General features: G+C 59.4%; 16 protein-coding genes. 6 read left to right on the top strand and 10 right to left on the bottom strand.

Translation table 11 applies throughout. From position 1 onward, the window contains the following. Positions 1–94 precede the first annotated feature (94 nt). From ACR0MI_RS05080 to hslO, 3 genes are read right to left on the bottom strand one after another with little or no spacing between them, the layout of a single operon-like run. Complete coding sequence (locus ACR0MI_RS05080) at positions 95–1,249, bottom strand: CCA tRNA nucleotidyltransferase (RefSeq protein ID WP_480853808.1); 1,155 nt, start codon at positions 1,247–1,249, stop codon at positions 95–97. Beyond that, the gene (locus tag ACR0MI_RS05075; RefSeq protein ID WP_170612715.1) at positions 1,246–1,860 is read right to left on the bottom strand and encodes a CoA pyrophosphatase; all 615 of its coding nucleotides are present in this window, start codon (positions 1,858–1,860) and stop codon (positions 1,246–1,248) included. Before ACR0MI_RS05075 ends, ACR0MI_RS05080 begins: the two co-directional genes overlap by 4 nt. Next, positions 1,835–2,821, bottom strand: a complete 987-nt coding sequence (gene hslO / locus ACR0MI_RS05070; protein WP_170612717.1) for an Hsp33 family molecular chaperone HslO — start codon at positions 2,819–2,821, stop codon at positions 1,835–1,837. Before hslO ends, ACR0MI_RS05075 begins: the two co-directional genes overlap by 26 nt. Positions 2,822–2,897: 76 nt before the next feature. Between hslO and ACR0MI_RS05065 the strand changes: the two genes are divergently transcribed. Next, positions 2,898–3,341 carry an NUDIX hydrolase gene (locus ACR0MI_RS05065; protein WP_170612719.1) on the top strand — a complete coding sequence of 148 codons (444 nt, stop codon included), beginning with the start codon at positions 2,898–2,900 and terminating at the stop codon, positions 3,339–3,341. Here the strand turns inward: ACR0MI_RS05065 and ACR0MI_RS05060 are convergent. Further along, complete coding sequence (locus tag ACR0MI_RS05060) at positions 3,338–4,612, bottom strand: SpoIIE family protein phosphatase (protein ID WP_170612721.1); 1,275 nt, start codon at positions 4,610–4,612, stop codon at positions 3,338–3,340. The genes ACR0MI_RS05065 and ACR0MI_RS05060 overlap by 4 nt on opposite strands. A gap of 161 nt (positions 4,613–4,773) precedes the next feature. Here ACR0MI_RS05060 and ACR0MI_RS05055 point away from each other — a divergent pair, with 161 nt between their 5' ends. After that, positions 4,774–5,103 carry an Hpt domain-containing protein gene (locus tag ACR0MI_RS05055; RefSeq protein WP_170816853.1) on the top strand — a complete coding sequence of 110 codons (330 nt, stop codon included), beginning with the start codon at positions 4,774–4,776 and terminating at the stop codon, positions 5,101–5,103. 16 nt (positions 5,104–5,119) lie between these two features. Here the strand turns inward: ACR0MI_RS05055 and ilvA are convergent, their stop codons facing one another. Both ilvA and ACR0MI_RS05045 read right to left on the bottom strand, forming a co-directional pair. Continuing rightward, entirely contained in the window at positions 5,120–6,346 is a 1,227-nt protein-coding gene (ilvA, locus tag ACR0MI_RS05050; RefSeq protein ID WP_170612725.1) for a threonine ammonia-lyase IlvA, read from the bottom strand. A 58-nt stretch (positions 6,347–6,404) separates the two neighbouring features. After that, on the bottom strand, positions 6,405–7,166 hold the full coding sequence (locus ACR0MI_RS05045) for a hypothetical protein (RefSeq protein WP_170612727.1): 762 nt from the start codon (positions 7,164–7,166) through the stop codon (positions 6,405–6,407). A 141-nt stretch (positions 7,167–7,307) separates the two neighbouring features. Here ACR0MI_RS05045 and ACR0MI_RS05040 point away from each other — a divergent pair, with 141 nt between their 5' ends. From ACR0MI_RS05040 to msrA, 3 genes are all read left to right on the top strand, one after another. Continuing rightward, positions 7,308–8,534, top strand: coding sequence for an argininosuccinate synthase (locus ACR0MI_RS05040; protein ID WP_170612729.1), 1,227 nt, complete (start codon positions 7,308–7,310; stop codon positions 8,532–8,534). A 144-nt stretch (positions 8,535–8,678) separates the two neighbouring features. Then, entirely contained in the window at positions 8,679–8,960 is a 282-nt protein-coding gene (locus ACR0MI_RS05035) for an SCP2 sterol-binding domain-containing protein (RefSeq protein WP_170612731.1), read from the top strand. 98 nt (positions 8,961–9,058) lie between these two features. Next, complete coding sequence (gene msrA, locus ACR0MI_RS05030; protein ID WP_170612733.1) at positions 9,059–9,730, top strand: peptide-methionine (S)-S-oxide reductase MsrA; 672 nt, start codon at positions 9,059–9,061, stop codon at positions 9,728–9,730. On the opposite strand, the gene ACR0MI_RS05025 is transcribed toward msrA, so the two are convergent. Both ACR0MI_RS05025 and ACR0MI_RS05020 read right to left on the bottom strand, forming a co-directional pair. After that, positions 9,727–10,599: a ribokinase gene (locus tag ACR0MI_RS05025; RefSeq protein WP_170619055.1), complete on the bottom strand. Its 873-nt coding sequence runs from the start codon at positions 10,597–10,599 to the stop codon at positions 9,727–9,729. The genes msrA and ACR0MI_RS05025 overlap by 4 nt on opposite strands. Positions 10,600–10,602: 3 nt before the next feature. Beyond that, a complete protein-coding gene (locus ACR0MI_RS05020; RefSeq protein ID WP_170612737.1) occupies positions 10,603–12,858 on the bottom strand; it encodes an NADP-dependent malic enzyme in 2,256 nt (751 codons plus the stop codon). Between the two features lie 162 nt (positions 12,859–13,020). Here ACR0MI_RS05020 and mutS point away from each other — a divergent pair, with 162 nt between their 5' ends. Beyond that, complete coding sequence (gene mutS, locus ACR0MI_RS05015) at positions 13,021–15,636, top strand: DNA mismatch repair protein MutS (protein WP_170816882.1); 2,616 nt, start codon at positions 13,021–13,023, stop codon at positions 15,634–15,636. Positions 15,637–15,693: 57 nt separating this feature from the next. Here the strand turns inward: mutS and ACR0MI_RS05010 are convergent, their stop codons facing one another. After that, entirely contained in the window at positions 15,694–16,257 is a 564-nt protein-coding gene (locus ACR0MI_RS05010; RefSeq protein ID WP_170612739.1) for a nucleotide exchange factor GrpE, read from the bottom strand. Positions 16,258–16,267: 10 nt separating this feature from the next. Continuing rightward, complete coding sequence (gene hrcA, locus ACR0MI_RS05005; RefSeq protein WP_170612741.1) at positions 16,268–17,332, bottom strand: heat-inducible transcriptional repressor HrcA; 1,065 nt, start codon at positions 17,330–17,332, stop codon at positions 16,268–16,270. Positions 17,333–17,441: the final 109 nt, after the last annotated feature.

The raw sequence follows: 17,441 nt of genomic DNA, 5'->3' as shown, positions 1-17,441 counted from the left end.
CAGATCCCGTAATACATTCGCATTCCTCCATCCATGTGACAGGGGCAAGTAACCACAAACGATTTGACTTGTCATCCCTTTTTGAGACCTCGCGCTAATCGGCAAGCAGCTCTTTGCGGCTTAGCCGGAAGCCCGACTCGATCCAACGGCGCTCCAGTTCGGCAAGTTTCTGGCCCAGTGCGGGCCCGGAAAAATCGGGGATCAGGTCCGTTGCACCGATTGGAAAACGGGCCGCCGCGCCAGCTTTCAACTGCTGTTTCAGGTCATCCGACCAGGGTTGTTCCAGCAACGCACAGCGCAGCAGGGTTTCATGCAATCCACCCTCTTCGCCATAGCGATAACCCAACTCGGCCACGCTTGCGGTCCCCGGGGCCTCTTCCCGCATTCGGGTCAGCCGCTGCAGTTGCGCCCGGCTAAGGCGCAGGGTCGCGGCGTCTTCGGGTGCTGCAATGGCCGCCAGCCTGCGCACTGCGTCAGGGGAGGCGCCAGCCTGCTGTTCCAGTGCAATCAGCGGTGCCAGAGATCGGTCATCCGCCCCGGGCAGCACTTGCATCAGAACGCCGGTACTTCGCATTCCCGCCACCGACGGTGCTGGATCAGGGGCTGCCAGCAGCTTCAGCAACTCGGCCCCGACCCGTTCGCGCGACAGTTGACGCAGCCCGTCCGGGTTAGCCGCAATCGCCGCCAGCGCATCCTGATCGAACCCGGCCTGCGGATCGCCATACCAGGCGTGAAACCGGAAAAAGCGCAGGGATCGCAGGTAATCCTCGCGAATGCGGTGTTCGGCGGTTCCGATAAAACGGACCCGGCGCGCCTTCAGATCCGGCAGGCCGTTCAACGGGTCACGAACCGTCCCGTCCGGCGCGGCATAGATAGCATTCATGGTGAAATCACGGCGGGCGGCGTCTTCTTCCACCTTATCCGAAAATGCCACCACGGCCCGGCGACCGTCCGTTTGCACGTCCCGGCGGAACGTGGTGATTTCATGCGCGATGCCGTGACAAACAACCGTTATGGTTCCGTGATCAATCCCGGTAGGGATAGCCTTGAGCCCCGCTTTCCGGGCAAGCTGCATGACCCGTTCCGGCGGCGCATCTGTGGCGATGTCGATATCCGACACCGGTTCGCCCAACAAAGCGTTGCGCACGCAACCACCGACAAACAGCGCCTGCGCCCCGGCTTCTGTCAGGGCCGCACAGACCTTCTGCGTTGCCGGTTCCGTAACCCAGGGTTCAACAATCCGCTTCATTCATTCAACCGTGCTGCCAATCCCCGCAACATGCGGGCCGTTGCGCCCCAGATGTAATAGGGACCGAACGGAACTGTGAAATAGTGCCGTCTTTGGCCCCTCCAACGACGCGATTCCACGATATAATTCGCAGGGTTGAGGACATGTGCAAGCGGAACCGAGAAAACTTCCTCCACCTCACCGGGCTCGGGGATCGGGGTGAAAGGCCGCCGCAATATGGCGACGACCGGTGTCACCTGGAACGATGTCACGGTCTCATGCGCGGGCAGGTGTCCCAGGATTTCGGGCAGTTCAGGTGGCAGCGCGATCTCTTCGCGGGCTTCGCGCAAGGCCGTGGCGGTGACGTCGGCATCGTCACCGTCCTGCTTGCCACCCGGAAAGGCGATCTGCCCGGGATGGTGCTTCAGGGCCGACGACCGTTTGGTCAGGATCAGGCGCGGCTGCTCCCCGACCAGCGAAATCGGCACCAGCACACCCGCAGGACGCAGTTTCCGCCCGGGCGGAAGAACCGCATCGGGGTTCAGGTCAAAATCGCTGGACCCACCGCCCGGTCGGCGCAGGGCCGCCCTGAGCTGTTCAGTCAGGTCATGCACCGCCGGACTCTTTGGCATCGAAACCCACGGTTTCGGGGTCAAGCACGTAATGTGCGCCACAGAACTGGCAGTCAGCCGTCACCTGACCTTCGGGAGTGGTCATCTTTTCGATGTCCTTGGCGGAATAGATCGACAGGCTCTGCCGTACACGGTCCTCGGAACAGGTACAGCCGAACTGCACAGCTTGCGCGTCATAAACGCGGGGCTGTTCCTCGTGAAACAGACGGATCAGCAGGTCCGTGGGTGCCACCGAGGGCCCGATGAGCTCCAGATCTTCGACCGTATCCAGCAGGATATTGACCCGGCCCCAGTTTTCGCCTTCTTCGCCGTCGACCAAATCCGTTGCCGTCAGGATTTCGCCCTCGCCCTGACTGCTCGCCACAAAGGGCGAGGCCTTGGGCATATGCTGCAACATGACACCGCCCGCGCGCCAGTGTTCGCCGACGCCGGGTTCAGTCGATTTGCCAAAGCTCAGTGAAAACCGGGTTGGCAATTGTTCGGATTGCGCAAAATATGCCTCGGCGCAGGCGCTAAGCGAGCCGCCGGCCAGCGGTGTGATGCCCTGATAGGGCTGTGTGCCTTTACCCTGGTCGATCAGAATCGCGAAATAGCCTTCGCCCACCTGATCAAACGGCGCGGCATCGGTCAGCCGATCGCGGTCAAAGCTTGCATAAGCGCGGATGCGGGCAAGCTCACCCTCTTTTTGAGGCGCGTAATAATCCGTTGCGATCATCCGCACCGCACCCTTGGACTGTACCTGCAGCGAAAGCTTCCAGCGCAACGCGACGGTCTGTCCGATCAGCGCGGTCAGCAGGGCCATCTCGGCCACCAATGCCTCGACCTTTTCGGGATAGTCGTGCTGTTTCAGGATGCCGTCCAGAACGCCATCCAGACGGGCCACGCGGCCGCGCATATCCGATACATCGAGTTGAAAGGGCAGGACGGTGTCGTCCCACGCGATTTTCGTTCCAAGAGACATGGGGTTTCCTTACACGCCACGGGTTGGCATACCGCCACCATATAGGTCGAACAGATTGGGTTGTAAGGGGCCATACATGATCAGACGGTTCGGTGAAACCCCGGAACCGGGGCGCAAGTACATACGCAGGGTGGGCGTTTACGGTCTGCTGCCGCGAGGCCGGCACCTGTTGCTGACCTGCCAGACCGAACCTGGGCCAGACCTTCAGTTACCCGGTGGCGGTATCGATCCCGGCGAATCCCCGATCACTGCGCTGCACCGCGAGGTTTACGAGGAGACAGGTTGGCAAATCGCCGCGCCCCGGCGCATCGGCGCGTTTCGACGGTTCACGTTCATGCCGGAATACGATCTGTGGGCCGAAAAGGTTTGCCTGATCTATCGCGCAAGGCCTGTGCGCCGCATGGGCCCGCCCAGCGAACCCTTTCACGAAGCATTGTGGATGCATGGCGCTGACGCGGTTGAGATGTTGGGCAACGGCGGCGATCGGCACTTTGCCAGACTTCATTTGAACAGGCTCTAACAAACATTAAACTCAAAAAAAACGGCCGAGACATCGTCGTCCATGCCTTCACCGGGCGAAGCGGTCTGGGTGAGCTGCCAGAACATGTCGTCCAGAAACTCGCTTCCTGCCCGGTCCGACGCGCAGCCCAGCGCCATTTGCTGCAATCCGGATTCGTCCAGCAAACCGCCATCGGCCAGGCGGCATTCCGTGAACCCATCGGAATACAGCATCAGCCTGTCGCCGGGCTTGAGGTAGAGTTCGGTCTGTTGGAAGTGAACATCCGGCAGCAAGCCGATCGGCAGACCGCCCTCACCCAGAAACTCAGCGCTGCCATCCTGGCGCAGCAGAAGCGGGTGCGGATGCCCTGCTTGCACCATTTTCACATGACCGTTGCGCAGATCGACAATGGCGTAGACCATCGTGAAATATTCTTCGACACCGGCATCCGCCATCAGGCGTGAGTTGAGCGTTGCAGCGACCTGTTCCGGTGGAAGCAAGGCATAGAACTTGTCGAACCGACGCTCCATCGCCACGTTCTGATCGAAGTGTGTGCTTGACAGATACCCGCCAAGACGCGCCGTCATCATCGCCGAAGTGATGCCGTGCCCGGACACATCAATGCTGTAAAACCCAAGGCGATTGATGCCGGGGGAAAACATGCCAACAAGGTCACCGCCAATGTGGCCACATGGTTTGAGCAACAGACTGACCCGGGATTTGCCGAATTCCCGGCTGAACTCGGGCACCAGTGACTGCTGGATCTTTCGGGCCTGCATCAGGTCCTTGTCGATGGCGTCGTGGGCCTGCTTCAACTCGTTCAGCGCGTTTTCGATCAGACGGTTCTTTTCCGACAGTTCGCGTTGCATATCCAGAATGCGTGCACCGGCCGAGATACGGGCGCGCAACTCATCCGCCTCGAGCGGTTTGATCAGAAAATCGTCTGCACCGGCATCCAGCCCGCGCGCGACCTCCTGCTTTTCGCTTTTGGAAGTTAGAAGGATGAAATAGCTGTAGTGATCGCCGCCCAGCGCCCGGAAGGCGCGGCAGAATTCCAGCCCGCTCATCCCCGGCATGACCCAATCGCTGACAACCAGATCCGGAAGGCTTTCGGCACATAAGGCAATGGCGGCTTCACCGCCGTCCGCCTCGATCACCTCGAACCCCCATTTTCTGAGGGATGCGACCAGAATGCGCCGTTGCAGGCGGCTGTCATCCACGACCAGCACCCTGCGGATCGCACCAAACTCCAGCTCTGCGCTGGCTTCCGCCTGTCCGGGTCCTGACACCATCACCCTCTGCACCGCACGCGTTTTCGAATGTCACAACCCTAGCGCGCGGTGATTTAACATCCGATGAAGGTGCAATCCGAGGTTTCTTCGACCGGCTTAACCGGACCTTTACCGCACAGATGTTAATTCCATGGCCAACAGAACGAGGCGGGAAGGGCACCATGATCCATTGGCACAGGGTCAGACAATTGCGGGATGAGGTTGGCGCCGACGAGTTTGACGAGGTGGTGCAGATCTTTCTGGATGAGGTCCAGGAAGCTCTTGCGCGTTTGCACAATGATACCACGCGGGCAGAACTGGAACAAAACCTGCATTTCCTGAAGGGCAGCGCGCTGAGCCTGGGATTCGATCAGTTTTCCAAACTTTGCCAGGATGGCGAACGGCGGGCAGCAGCCGATGAAGGCGACAATGTGGATCTGAACGCAATCCTGACCGCCTACGATGAATCCCGGGCAGTATTTTTAGCAAACCGGGCGGAGAGCCTTAGTTAGAGGCTGTTTTTTGCGCTCAGATCACAAACTGGGCCAGTGTTTCGTCTTCAGTTATGTCGGTATAGGTGAACCCGGCCTCGTCCAGATGCGCAAACAGCCGCATGAAGTTTTCCGGCTTGCGGGTTTCGATCCCGATCAGGACCGAGCCGAAATTGCGCGCCGATTTCTTCATATATTCGAAGCGCGCGATGTCATCCTCGGGGCCGAGAATGCCCAGAAACTCTTTCAACGCACCGGGGCGCTGGGGCAGGCGTAGGATGAAATACTTTTTGACGCCGGAATAGCGCTGCGCCCGCTCCTTCACTTCGGGCAGACGCTCGAAATCGAAGTTGCCGCCCGAGGTGACGCAAACCACCGTCTTGCTGCGCACAAAGCTTTGAACATCCGTCACCGCCTCGACCGCCAGCGCGCCGGCGGGCTCCAGAACGATGCCTTCGACATTCAGCATCTCTATCATGGTGGCGCAGATACGATCTTCGGACATCACCAGGACATCCGACAGGTGGCAATTGCGCAGCAGTTCAAAGGGCTTTTCGCCAATCCGGCCGACGGCGGCGCCATCGACAAATGTGTCGACGCGATCCAGCGCCACCGGATGACCCGCCGCCAGCGCCGCGCGCAGGCAGGCCCCGCCTGCCGGTTCCACGAACAGGCAATGGGTGCGATCCCCGAACCAGGTCGCCACACCCGCCGACATCCCGCCGCCGCCCACCGGCAACAGCAGGTGATCAGGCACACCGCCCAGCTGTTCCTCGATCTCGACTGCAAGCGAGGCCTGCCCTTCGATCACGTCTGCGTCGTCGAACGGCGACAGGAAATGCCCGCCTTTTTCCGCACACCATTTTTGCGCCGCCTTCAGCGTGTCGTCGAAATAGTCCCCGGTCAGATGAATCTCGATATTGTCGCCGCCAAAGATGCGGGTTTTCTGAATTTTTTGCTGCGGGGTGGTCACGGGCATGAAAATCACACCGTTCACACCCATGTGCTCGCACATATAGGCCACGCCCTGCGCGTGATTGCCCGCACTGGCGCACACAAACAGATCCTGACCCGGTTGCTTGCGCATGGCGTTGAACGCGCCCCGGATCTTGTAAGACCGCACAGGGCTGAGGTCTTCACGCTTGAGCCAGATATCAGCCCCAAACCGGTCGGACAGATGGGCGTTCCGCTGCAACGGCGTTGGCGGAAACACGGTGCGCATCGCCTGTTCGGCGGCACGGGCGCGGGTCATGAAATCAGTCATGACCGTTTCAGTGCCGCATCAGTGCGAGAAGGGCAAGGAATACATATGTGTACGCGGCTCAGGTGAGTTCGCGTTTTTCGACAAAGATCCCATACATCGTGGTCAGGATGCTGACATTGATCATCGGCAGAATGAGAGATCCGAAAAACACGGTCAGCAAAACGCCCAGAACCGGGATAATGGCAAGCGCCGCAAGCGCAAACTGCACCAGGATCTGAAACACAAAACTGACCACTAGCAGAACAACAATCGCGCCAGCCACACCCGATGTTCGGTTCCATGCATCGCCCAGTGTAATCGGGTTGCCGATCGCGGCAGCCGGCAGGATGATGGACAAGCGGTAGAAGCAAACAACCAGAACTAGTGCGGCACCGAAGCTTATGACAACCGCGATCAGTCCGGCGCTTTCACCCAGGACAGACAGAATTAGCCCGACCGGTATGAACCCGATTGCCATCAACAGGCCCAGCAAAACAAAGCGGCCCAGATAAGCGAGAATTCTGTCGAAGCGGAATGTGGGCAACAGCCCGCTGGGGTATTCCTCCAACAATATGAACCTGTGCCAGGACACGGCGATCCAGAACATCACGATGAACACCACGACGACAACCAAAAAGGTAAAGACCGTAATCGAACCAAGGTTTTCTGGCGACGCATTGGCGGTGTCATCAAACGACTCGAGTGGAATTCCCAGCAGCAGAAACAGCCCGACGATCACGGCGGTTGCGATCACGGCCGGTCCCAGTGCGATCTGCAAAACCTGTCTGAAATTCCCGAATACCATCCGCACCGAATGCGCAAAAATCTCCCAACCCAGCATCTGAAAACCGCCCTCTCAACCAATCCTTGTTCTCTTTCCAACTGTTTCACCCCAATTCCCGCCTTGCGTCAATCCACACAGCTTGCCCCCGGGTCCAAAACCCGCTAGGGGCCAAGCGTTCTACGCATAAGGGGAAGTCAGATGTCCGCGCCCAAGAAAGTTGTTCTGGCCTATTCCGGTGGCCTTGATACCTCGATCATTCTGAAATGGCTGCAGACCGAGTATGGCTGTGAGGTCGTGACCTTTACCGCCGACCTGGGTCAGGGTGAGGAACTGGAACCCGCCCGCAAGAAAGCCGAACTGCTGGGGATCAAGCCTGAAAACATCTATATCGAGGATATCCGCGAAGAGTTCGTCCGCGATTTCGTCTTCCCGATGTTCCGCGCCAATGCGCAGTACGAAGGATTGTACCTGCTGGGCACTTCGATCGCGCGTCCGCTGATTTCAAAACGTCTGGTCGAGATTGCACAAGCTACCGGTGCCGATGCCGTCGCCCACGGCGCAACCGGCAAGGGCAACGATCAGGTGCGCTTTGAACTGGCGGCCTACGCGCTGAACCCCGACATCAAGGTCATCGCCCCGTGGCGCGAGTGGGACCTGACCAGCCGCACCAAGCTGCTGGAATTCGCCGAGGCGAACCAGATCCCGATTGCCAAAGACAAGCGTGGCGAGGCACCCTTCTCTGTCGACGCCAACCTGCTGCACACCTCGTCCGAGGGCAAGGTTCTGGAAGATCCCGCCGATATGGCGCCCGACTATGTCTACCAGCGCACCGTCCACCCCGAGGATGCGCCGAACGAGCCGGAATTCATCGAAATCGGCTTTGAAAAAGGCGATGCGGTCAGCATCAATGGTGAGGCAATGAGCCCCGCGACCATCCTGACCAAGCTGAACGAATATGGCGGCAAGCACGGTATCGGCCGTCTGGACCTGGTCGAAGGCCGGTTCGTGGGCATGAAATCGCGCGGCATCTATGAAACGCCGGGCGGCACCATCCTGCTGGAGGCGCATCGCGGGATCGAGTCCATTACAATGGACCGCGGCGCGATGCATCTGAAAGACCAGCTGATGCCGCAATATGCCGAGCTGATCTACAACGGCTTCTGGTACTCGCCCGAGCGGGAAATGCTGCAGGCCGCAATTGACAGGTCTCAGGAACACGTCACCGGCACCGTGCGTGTGAAACTGTACAAAGGCCTGGCCTCGACCGTCGGCCGCTGGTCGGATCATTCGCTGTATTCCGAGGCGCATGTGACCTTCGAGGAAGACGCCGGTGCCTATGATCAGAAGGACGCAGCCGGATTCATCCAGCTAAACGCCCTGCGCCTGAAACTACTGGCGGCGCGGGACAAGCGGCTTTCAAAATAAGCCCTGCTCGACCGAATTCTAAAACCCCGGCCCGCAATCCGGTGCCGGGGTTATTTTGTTGCGTGCTGCGGTTCCTGTTGCGTCACCCTTGCCCGCGGCCCCCGTTTGACTTTACGCAAAGGTCAATTGGGAAAAGGACAACACATGCTGCAAGAGATCGCCGACGGAATTCAGAAAGGTCTGAACGGCAAAAGCTTTGACGGATCGCTCAAATTCGATTGCGGCGCGGATGGCGTCATCGTTCTGGCGGACAACATGGCGTCGACGACGGATCAGGACACTGACTGCACCATTCGGATTTCCAGGGACAACCTGACAAAGCTGCTGACCGGCAAGCTGAACCCGATGACGGGCATCGCGATGGGCAAGCTGAAAATCTCCGGCAACATGGGCGTGGCGATGAAGCTGGGGCAGTTGCTGGGTTAGCGCGCGATAACTTCGTTTCACCAGCATGTGACAAACGATGTCAGCGGATTGCATGATCGGGGAACACGGGGCAGCCTGTCTCTGGAAGGAGACCTGCCATGACCCGGACTGCAAATGCCGTTTGTTTCAAACCGACCCTGCTGTTCATTCTGATCGTTCTGGCCGCGCTGCTGCGCGCACTGCCCGCGCCTGCCGCCGGGACCGAGACACTGACGGTTGCGGGTGGCTGTTTCTGGTGTGTTGAATCCGATTTTGAATCCGTCCCCGGCGTGACCGGCGCCGTTTCGGGTTATACGGGCGGCACGGTGGACAATCCGACCTACAAACAGGTGACACGTGGAGGAACAGGTCACTACGAAGCCGTTCAGATCACATTCGATCCGTCGCGTGTGTCACGTGAAACGCTGCTGAACATGTTTTTCCGCTCGGTCGACCCAACCGATGCCGGTGGGCAGTTCTGCGACCGGGGCGACAGCTATCGGACGGCCATCTTCGTCTCTAACACAGGGGAAAAGGTGCTGGCGGAAAAAGCCAAGTCCAATGCGCAATCAGCATTGGGACAAACGGTGGTCACGCCCATTCTGAATGCATCCACGTTCTACCCGGCCGAAAAATACCATCAGGATTATTACAAAGGCGACAAACTGGTCTTAACCCGCTTTGGCCCCAAACGTCAGAGCAGCGCTTACAAGGCCTACCGCAAAGCATGCGGACGCGATGCGCGGGTCAAACAACTGTGGGGCAGAGATGCACCCTTCGCCGGGTCCTAGTCGAACCGAGCTGCCCGCACTTCCTTCAGATCGGGAATAACGTCAGCCGTACCGTGCCGCATGACCATCAGGGCGCCGGCGCGGGTCGCCTGTGCGATGGCCTGCTCCATCGGCAGCCCCCGGTCCATTCCAGCCAGTACGTAGCCGGTGAATGTATCCCCCGCGCCCGTTGTATCGACAGCCTTGACCGCATGGGCTGGAAAGTCCTGTGGTTCGGCACCCCGTTGATAGTAGCGCGCGCCTTTTGATCCGAGGGTTACGATGACATGCCGGACGGGCAGATCATTGGCGTTCAGACCGGTTTCCTGCTGTAGCTGCTCGGCCTCCACCTCGTTCAGGATCAGGAAATCGAGGTAAGGCAAAACCGCCTTGACCGCATCGGCCTGAAACGGGGCTGCGGCGTAACAGACGGTCAGACCCAGTTCGTGCCCCAGCCGGGCCGCTTCGACCTGCGCGTTGGTTTCGTTCTGCATCACCAGCAAATCGCCGGTATCGGTCGCGGACAGTGCCTGGCCCAATTGATCCGCCTGCAATGCATGATTGGCGCCAGGGTACAGGACGATCAGGTTCTCGCCCTGCGCATCCACCGCGATGATCGCATGGCCTGTAGGTGTGTCAACTTCGGCAATGTGGCGGGTGTCGACGCCGTATTCTGTCAGCCGGTCCTTTGCCCAGCGCCCATCTGGACCAACCGCCCCTATATGGCAGACATGCGAGCCGGCCCGCGCAGCGGCGACGGACATGTTCGCCCCTTTACCGCCCAAAAAACGCTCCAGCCCATTTGCGGCCAGAGTTTCCCCCGGCGCAGGCAGGTGCGGCAGGGCGTAAACCATATCCGCGTTGATTGAACCGAGGTTCCAGATCGTCATGACTTACCCGATATCGCAAGAGGCCAGGATGGCCATGTTCAGAATGTCATTCGCCGTCGATACGGTCGAGCAGATCTGGATCGGCTTGTCGACCCCGGACAGGATCGGGCCAATCACCGTCGCGCCGCCCATTTCCTGCATCAGCTTGGTTGAAATCGACGCTGAGTGACGCGCAGGCACGATCAGGATATTGGCCGGGCCGGTCAGGCGCGAAAACGGATAGGCCGCCTGCTGATCCACGTTCAGCGCAACATCCACGGTCATCTCGCCTTCGTATTCGAAGTTGACGCCGCGCTGGTCCAGAACCGCTGGCGCGCGGTGCATCTTTTCCGCACGTTCCGAGACCGGATACCCGAAGGTCGAGAAGCTGACAAATGCGACCCGCGGCTCGATCCCCATATGGCGCGCCACGGCGGCCGAGCGTTCGGCGATTGTAGCCAGGTCGTTCTCGTCCGGCCATTCATGGACAAGCGTGTCGCCGATCAGAACGATGCGCCCCTTATGCAGCAGCGCCGTAACCCCGGCCGCTCCATGGGCGGCGTCGGCATCGAACACGTGATTGATACGATCCAGAACATGCGCGGATTTGCGCGTCGCACCGGTTACAAGGCCGTCTGCGTGGCCGTGGGCCAGCATCAGGGATGAAAACACATGCCTGTCCCGCGCGGCAAGGCGGTGAATATCCTTGGAATCAAAGCCTTTACGCTGAAGCCGGTTGTACAGGAAAGATTTGTAAGTCTCGAGATGCGTGGTATTTGCCGCATTCACCACCTCCAACTCACGCACTGCGTCCCCGAGGCCAGCGTCCTCGAGCTTTTTCTTGACGTCATCGGGTCGGCCAACGACCAGGGCCTTGCCGAAGCCCGAACGCTGATACATCACGGCTGCGCGCAACACACGGGGATCGTCACCCTCGGCAAAGATCATCCGGCTTTGCGCGGCGCGGGCGCGGGCGTTCAGACCGCGCAGGATGCTGGCCGTCGGGTCCATGCGGGACTTCAGGCTCAGCTCATAGGCGTCCATGTCGATGATCGGACGGCGGGCCGCACCGGTATCCATCCCGGCCTTGGCCACGGCAGGCGGGATACGGTGGATCAGGCGCGGGTCAAACGGCGTCGGGATGATGTAATCCCGTCCGAATGTCAGAGACTTTCCATAGGCCATCGCAACCTCATCCGGCACGTCCTCGCGTGCCAGATTGGCCAAAGCATGGGCACAGGCGATTTTCATCTCGTCATTGATGGCACGGGCATGGATGTCCAGCGCGCCGCGGAACAGGTAGGGAAAACCCAGAACGTTGTTCACCTGGTTCGGATAGTCGCTACGGCCGGTGGCGACGATGGCATCTACCCGAACCTCGTGCGCTTCTTCCGGAGTGATCTCGGGGTCGGGGTTCGCCATCGCAAAGATCACCGGATTGTCGGCCATGCTGGCCACCATGTCCTGCGTGACCGCACCCTTGACCGACACGCCCAGGAAGACGTCGGCACCCTTCATGGCCTCGTCCAGCGTACGCAGCTCGGTGGAGATCGCGTGGGCCGACTTCCACTGGTTCATACCCTCGGTCCGACCCTGATAGATCACACCTTTGGTGTCGCAGACAATACAGTTGTCATGCCGCGCGCCCATCGCCTTGAGCAGTTCGATACAGGCGATCCCTGCAGCACCCGCACCGTTCAGGACGATCTTCACATCTTCAATCTTCTTGCCCGAGATATGCAGCGCGTTCAGCAGGCCCGCCGCACAGATCACCGCCGTGCCGTGCTGGTCATCATGGAAGACCGGAATATCCATTTCTTCCTTCAGACGCTGTTCGATGATGAAACACTCGGGCGCCTTGATGTCTTCCAGATTGATGCCACCAAAGGTCGGCCCCATCAGTCGCACCGCGCGGCAGAACTCATCCGGGTCCTCGGTATCCAGTTCGATGTCGATCGAGTTCACATCGGCAAACCGTTTGAACAGGACCGATTTGCCTTCCATCACCGGTTTCGAGCCCAGCGCGCCCAGATTTCCCAGACCCAGCACAGCGGTCCCGTTCGAAATCACGGCCACCAGGTTGCCCTTGTTGGTATAGTCATAGGCCGTTTCCGGCGCTTCGGCGATTGCTTCACATGGAACAGCGACACCGGGGCTGTAGGCCAGCGACAGATCCCGCTGCGTGGTCATGGGAACGGTGGCCTGCACCTCCCATTTTCCGGGGGTTGGTTCCAGGTGAAAGGCCAGCGCCTCTTCGTTGGTGATCTTCGCTTTGGGCATGTGATGGGTCGTTTCTTTACATCTGCGGGACGATTGCCTCATAGCGCAGGAGAACGCGCGCCTCAACGGGAATGAGTTTTCGGCTTTTACAGAAGATGCGGGATTTGTAAGGTCGCGTCCGGAATACGCCAGAAGGGATCAGCCTTGTCCACAGTCACGCCGATGATGGCGCAATATCTCGAAATCAAAGAAGCCCATGCCAACGCCCTGCTGTTTTATCGCATGGGCGATTTTTACGAGATGTTCTTTGAAGACGCCGTCAACGCCGCCGAGGCGCTGGATATCGCGCTGACCAAGCGTGGCAAGCACAACGGAGCCGACATCCCCATGTGCGGCGTGCCCGTGCATTCCGCCGAAGGGTATCTGCTGACACTGATCCGAAAAGGTTTCCGAGTCGCCGTCTGCGAGCAGATGGAAAGCCCGGCGGAAGCGAAGAAAAGAGGCTCTAAATCAGTCGTAAAGCGCGATGTTGTGCGTCTTGTGACACCCGGCACGCTGACCGAAGACGCGTTGTTGGAGGCTCGCCGCCACAACTTTCTGGCCGCTTATGCCGAGGTCCGGGATGAAGCCGCCTTGGCCTGGGCCGATATCTCGACCGGGGCGTTTCACGTGATGCCTTTGACCTCGGTGCGCCTTAGCCCTGAACTGGCCCGGCTGGCACCATCCGAGTTGATCGTGGCCGATGGAGTTCAGGACAAACTGAACGAACCTGCCCGTGATCTTGGTGTCTCGCTAACCCCGATCGGGCGCGCCAGTTTTGACAGCACCGCGGCGGAAAAGCGTATCTGCGGATTGTTTCACGTAAGCGCCCTGGACGCATTCGGCAGTTTTGGGCGCGCAGAGATTTCGGCCATGGGCGCTCTGATCGCCTATCTGGAAATTACACAAAAGGGCAAACTGCCGCTGCTGCAGACCCCGCTCAAGGAATCCGAAGACCGCGTTGTTCAGATCGACAGCGCAACACGGCGCAATCTGGAACTAACGCGATCCTTGTCCGGTGGTCGCGCTGGCTCTCTGCTGTCTGTGGTCGACCGAACCGTGACACCGGGTGGTGCTCGACTGCTGGAACAACGCCTCTCCAGCCCCTCCCGCAATTTGGACGTCATCCACGGGCGGTTGGATGCGGTGAGTTTTGCGACCGAAGACAGCCTGATCGCTTCGGACCTGCGCGAGGCGCTGAGGAAAACCCCTGATCTGGATCGGGCCTTGTCTCGCCTGTCACTGGATCGCGGCGGCCCCCGTGACCTAGCAGCAATCCGAAACGGCCTGACACAGGCAGCGGCAATTGCCGAGCTTTGTGCGGACCAGGACTTGCCTGTCCTTCTGGCAACGGCGTTGCAAAATCTGGTTGGATTCGATGACCTCCTGAACCTGCTCGATGACGCCCTTGTTGCCGAACCCCCGCTGCTGGCCCGCGACGGTGGTTTCATCGCCCCGGAGTATGACGCCGAGCTGGACGAGGCCCGTACGCTGCGCGACGAAGGCCGCTCGGTCATCGCGGGCTTTCAGCAGAAATACGCGGAACACACCGGTATCACGTCACTAAAGATCAAGCACAACAATGTACTGGGTTACTTCATTGAAACGACGGCTACCCATGCCGAGAAGATGCTGAACCCGCCCTTCAGTGAAACCTATATCCACCGCCAGACGACTGCGAACCAAGTACGCTTCACAACGGTTGAACTGTCTGAGATCGAAACCCGCATCCTGAACGCAGGAAATCTGGCACTGGAGATCGAGAAGCGGCTCTATCAAAGACTTTCTGACGAAATTCTGGATAAAGCCGCGCGCCTGAACCAGGCGGCACGAGGGCTGGCCGAACTGGATCTGACCACCGCTCTGGCTGATCTGGCGCGTGGTGAGAGCTGGTGTCGCCCGCAAGTCGACGCCTCGCGTACATTCGATGTCCAGGGGGGCAGACATCCGGTTGTCGAGCACGCATTACGCCAGCAAAGCGGTGACGCCTTCATCGCGAATGACTGCGATCTCAGCGCCAATGGCGGCGCGGCGATCTGGCTGCTGACCGGTCCAAACATGGCCGGTAAGTCAACGTTTCTGCGCCAGAATGCACTGATCGCCTTGCTGGCCCAGATGGGCAGCTATGTCCCCGCTGAACAGGCGCATATCGGTCTTGTCAGCCAGTTGTTCAGCCGCGTCGGAGCGTCAGACGATCTGGCCCGTGGACGCTCTACCTTTATGGTCGAAATGGTCGAGACCGCCGCCATCCTCAATCAGGCGGATGACCGCGCGCTGGTCATTCTTGATGAAATCGGTCGCGGCACCGCCACCTATGACGGTCTGTCCATCGCATGGGCCACGCTGGAACATCTGCACGCCGCCAACCAGTGCCGCGCCTTGTTTGCCACGCACTACCACGAACTGACCGCTCTTGCCGGACAACTGGATGGCGTCGAAAACGCGACTGTCGCCGTCAAGGAATGGGAGGGTGAAGTCATCTTCCTTCATGAAGTTCACAAGGGCGCGGCCGACAGATCCTACGGAGTTCAGGTCGCGCAGCTCGCCGGACTGCCGGCATCTGTGGTCGAACGGGCCCGCATTGTTCTGGACCAGCTGGAAAAAACCGAACGCGAAGGCGGCAAACAAAAGGCCCTGATCGACGACCTGCCTTTGTTTTCGGCTGCGCCACCTCCACCGCCACCGGCACCGAAAACCTCGCCCGTAACCGACCTGCTGGATCAAGTTCTGCCCGACGAACTGACCCCGCGGGACGCACTCGACCTGATTTACAAACTGAAAGAGGCGGCCAGATCCTGACCGCCCCTTCATCTTTTCAAGATACTCTCGCCGAAGGCTTGGCTTCAAAGAAGCCAATCAGTTCGCAGGCATCGACGATACCCCGACCTGCGCCGGACGCAGCAGGCGGTCATGCAGCATGAACCCCTCGGCCGAAACCTGAATGATATCACCCGCACGAGTCCCCGGCACCGGGGCTTCGAACATCGCTTCATGCACATTCGGATCGAACCGGTCGCCAACCTCGGGTGTGATCACTTCGATTCCATGCTTCTGGAACACGTCCTTCAAGGCCCGCATGGTCAGTTCGACACCTTCGATCAGACCGGCGGCAACCTCTTTCTGTTCATCCGTCACAGTCTCAAGCGCGCGCTTCATGTTGTCGTAGACCGGCAGCATGTCACGGGCCAGTTTCGATCCGCCATACTGTTCCGCATCGCGGCGCGCCTTGTCGCCCCGCTTGCGCGCGTTTTCCGCATCCGCCAGGGCGCGCATGAACTTGTCCTTGAAATCGTCCCGCTCAGCGCGCAGTGCATCGATCTCCAGCGCCTCTTCGCTGATATCCATCAGCTCCTCAGCAAGTTCTTCCGCCTCGGCGGTTGCGATATCATCCAGAAATTCTTCGTTCTTGGGCTCTGCCATCTCTTACCCTCTAGCTCCGGTCGGATATCAGCTTGCCGACCAGTTGCGCCGTATAATCCACGATCGGCACGATCCGTCCATAATTCAGACGCGTGGGCCCGATGACCCCGACCGCACCAATTATCTTACGATCAGCGTTCATATATGGAGACACCACCAAAGAGGAACCCGAAAGTGAGAAAAGTTTGTTCTCTGAGCCGATAAAAATGCGCACACCCTCGCCTTCTTCGGTCAGTTCCAGAAATTCCGCGATGTCCCGCTTGCGTTCCAGGTCATCAAACAGCGTTCGAATGCGGTCCAGTTCCTCGGTCGCGCCGGTCTCCCCCAACAGATTCGCCCGCCCCCGCACGATCAAACGGGCCGAGTCGCCCGCATCGCCGTCCCAAGCAGCCATGCCGCTTTCGACCATCCCGCGCGCCAGCACATCGATTTCTTGCTTCCGCGCATCGATCTGGGTCTGCATCTGGCGCCGCACTTCGCTCAGCGTCCGGCCCTCAATCAGCGCATTCAGGAAATTTGCAGCCTCCCGCATCGAACTGGGTGTCTGACCGGGTGGTGGTGTGAATAGCCGGTTCTCAACATGTCCGTCCGCAAAAACCAGAACGACCAGGGCCCGGTCATGAGCCAGCGATACAAACTCGATATGCTTGATCTCGGATTCGTGCTTTGGGGTCAAAACCAGTGATGCGCCATGTGTCACGTGTGACAAGGCGGAACCGACCCGGTCCAGCATTCCCCCCACATCACCCGCGTTAGAGCCTAATGTCTCATCCAGCTTTTGCCGGTCATCCGCTCTCAGATCGCCAACCTCAAGCAGACCATCGACAAACATCCGCAGGCCCATTTGCGTCGGCACCCGACCCGCACTGATATGCGGGCTGTCGAGCAAGCCCAAAAACTCCAGATCCTGCATCACGTTGCGCACGGTCGCGGCGCTGACTTTTTCCGACAGGGTGCGAGTCAGGGTCCGGCTGCCTACGGGCTCACCACTGTCCAGATAACTCTCAACGATCAGCCGGAACACCTCGCGCGACCGGTCATTCATCTCGTTCAGAATTTTACTTGCTTCGCTCATCGGCGGTCCCCTGCTGGGTCGTCATTAAATCGCAGGCAATTGAAAGGTCAATCGGGGTTGCATCGTAAGCCAAGGGGGCGTTATCCCCAAGCCAGCAAACAAAGGATTT

The organism is Ruegeria sp. D4, from assembly GCF_056534475.1.
This window is presented reverse-complemented; position numbering and strand designations above follow the sequence as displayed.

Bases quoted from the DNA above. Each gene is read 5' to 3' on its own strand.
- ACR0MI_RS05055 (WP_170816853.1), top strand. From the start codon at position 4,774: ATGATCCATTGGCACAGGGTCAGACAATTGCGGGATGAGGTTGGCGCC.
- ACR0MI_RS05020 (WP_170612737.1), bottom strand. From the start codon at position 12,858: ATGCCCAAAGCGAAGATCACCAACGAAGAGGCGCTGGCCTTTCACCTG.
- ACR0MI_RS05065 (WP_170612719.1), top strand. From the start codon at position 2,898: ATGATCAGACGGTTCGGTGAAACCCCGGAACCGGGGCGCAAGTACATA.
- ACR0MI_RS05010 (WP_170612739.1), bottom strand. From the start codon at position 16,257: ATGGCAGAGCCCAAGAACGAAGAATTTCTGGATGATATCGCAACCGCC.
- ACR0MI_RS05060 (WP_170612721.1), bottom strand. From the start codon at position 4,612: ATGGTGTCAGGACCCGGACAGGCGGAAGCCAGCGCAGAGCTGGAGTTT.
- mutS (WP_170816882.1), top strand. From the start codon at position 13,021: ATGATGGCGCAATATCTCGAAATCAAAGAAGCCCATGCCAACGCCCTG.
- ACR0MI_RS05045 (WP_170612727.1), bottom strand. From the start codon at position 7,166: ATGCTGGGTTGGGAGATTTTTGCGCATTCGGTGCGGATGGTATTCGGG.
- ACR0MI_RS05025 (WP_170619055.1), bottom strand. From the start codon at position 10,599: ATGACGATCTGGAACCTCGGTTCAATCAACGCGGATATGGTTTACGCC.
- hslO (WP_170612717.1), bottom strand. From the start codon at position 2,821: ATGTCTCTTGGAACGAAAATCGCGTGGGACGACACCGTCCTGCCCTTT.
- ACR0MI_RS05040 (WP_170612729.1), top strand. From the start codon at position 7,308: ATGTCCGCGCCCAAGAAAGTTGTTCTGGCCTATTCCGGTGGCCTTGAT.
- ACR0MI_RS05080 (WP_480853808.1), bottom strand. From the start codon at position 1,249: ATGAAGCGGATTGTTGAACCCTGGGTTACGGAACCGGCAACGCAGAAG.
- ACR0MI_RS05075 (WP_170612715.1), bottom strand. From the start codon at position 1,860: ATGCCAAAGAGTCCGGCGGTGCATGACCTGACTGAACAGCTCAGGGCG.
- hrcA (WP_170612741.1), bottom strand. From the start codon at position 17,332: ATGAGCGAAGCAAGTAAAATTCTGAACGAGATGAATGACCGGTCGCGC.
- ilvA (WP_170612725.1), bottom strand. From the start codon at position 6,346: ATGACTGATTTCATGACCCGCGCCCGTGCCGCCGAACAGGCGATGCGC.
- ACR0MI_RS05035 (WP_170612731.1), top strand. From the start codon at position 8,679: ATGCTGCAAGAGATCGCCGACGGAATTCAGAAAGGTCTGAACGGCAAA.
- msrA (WP_170612733.1), top strand. From the start codon at position 9,059: ATGACCCGGACTGCAAATGCCGTTTGTTTCAAACCGACCCTGCTGTTC.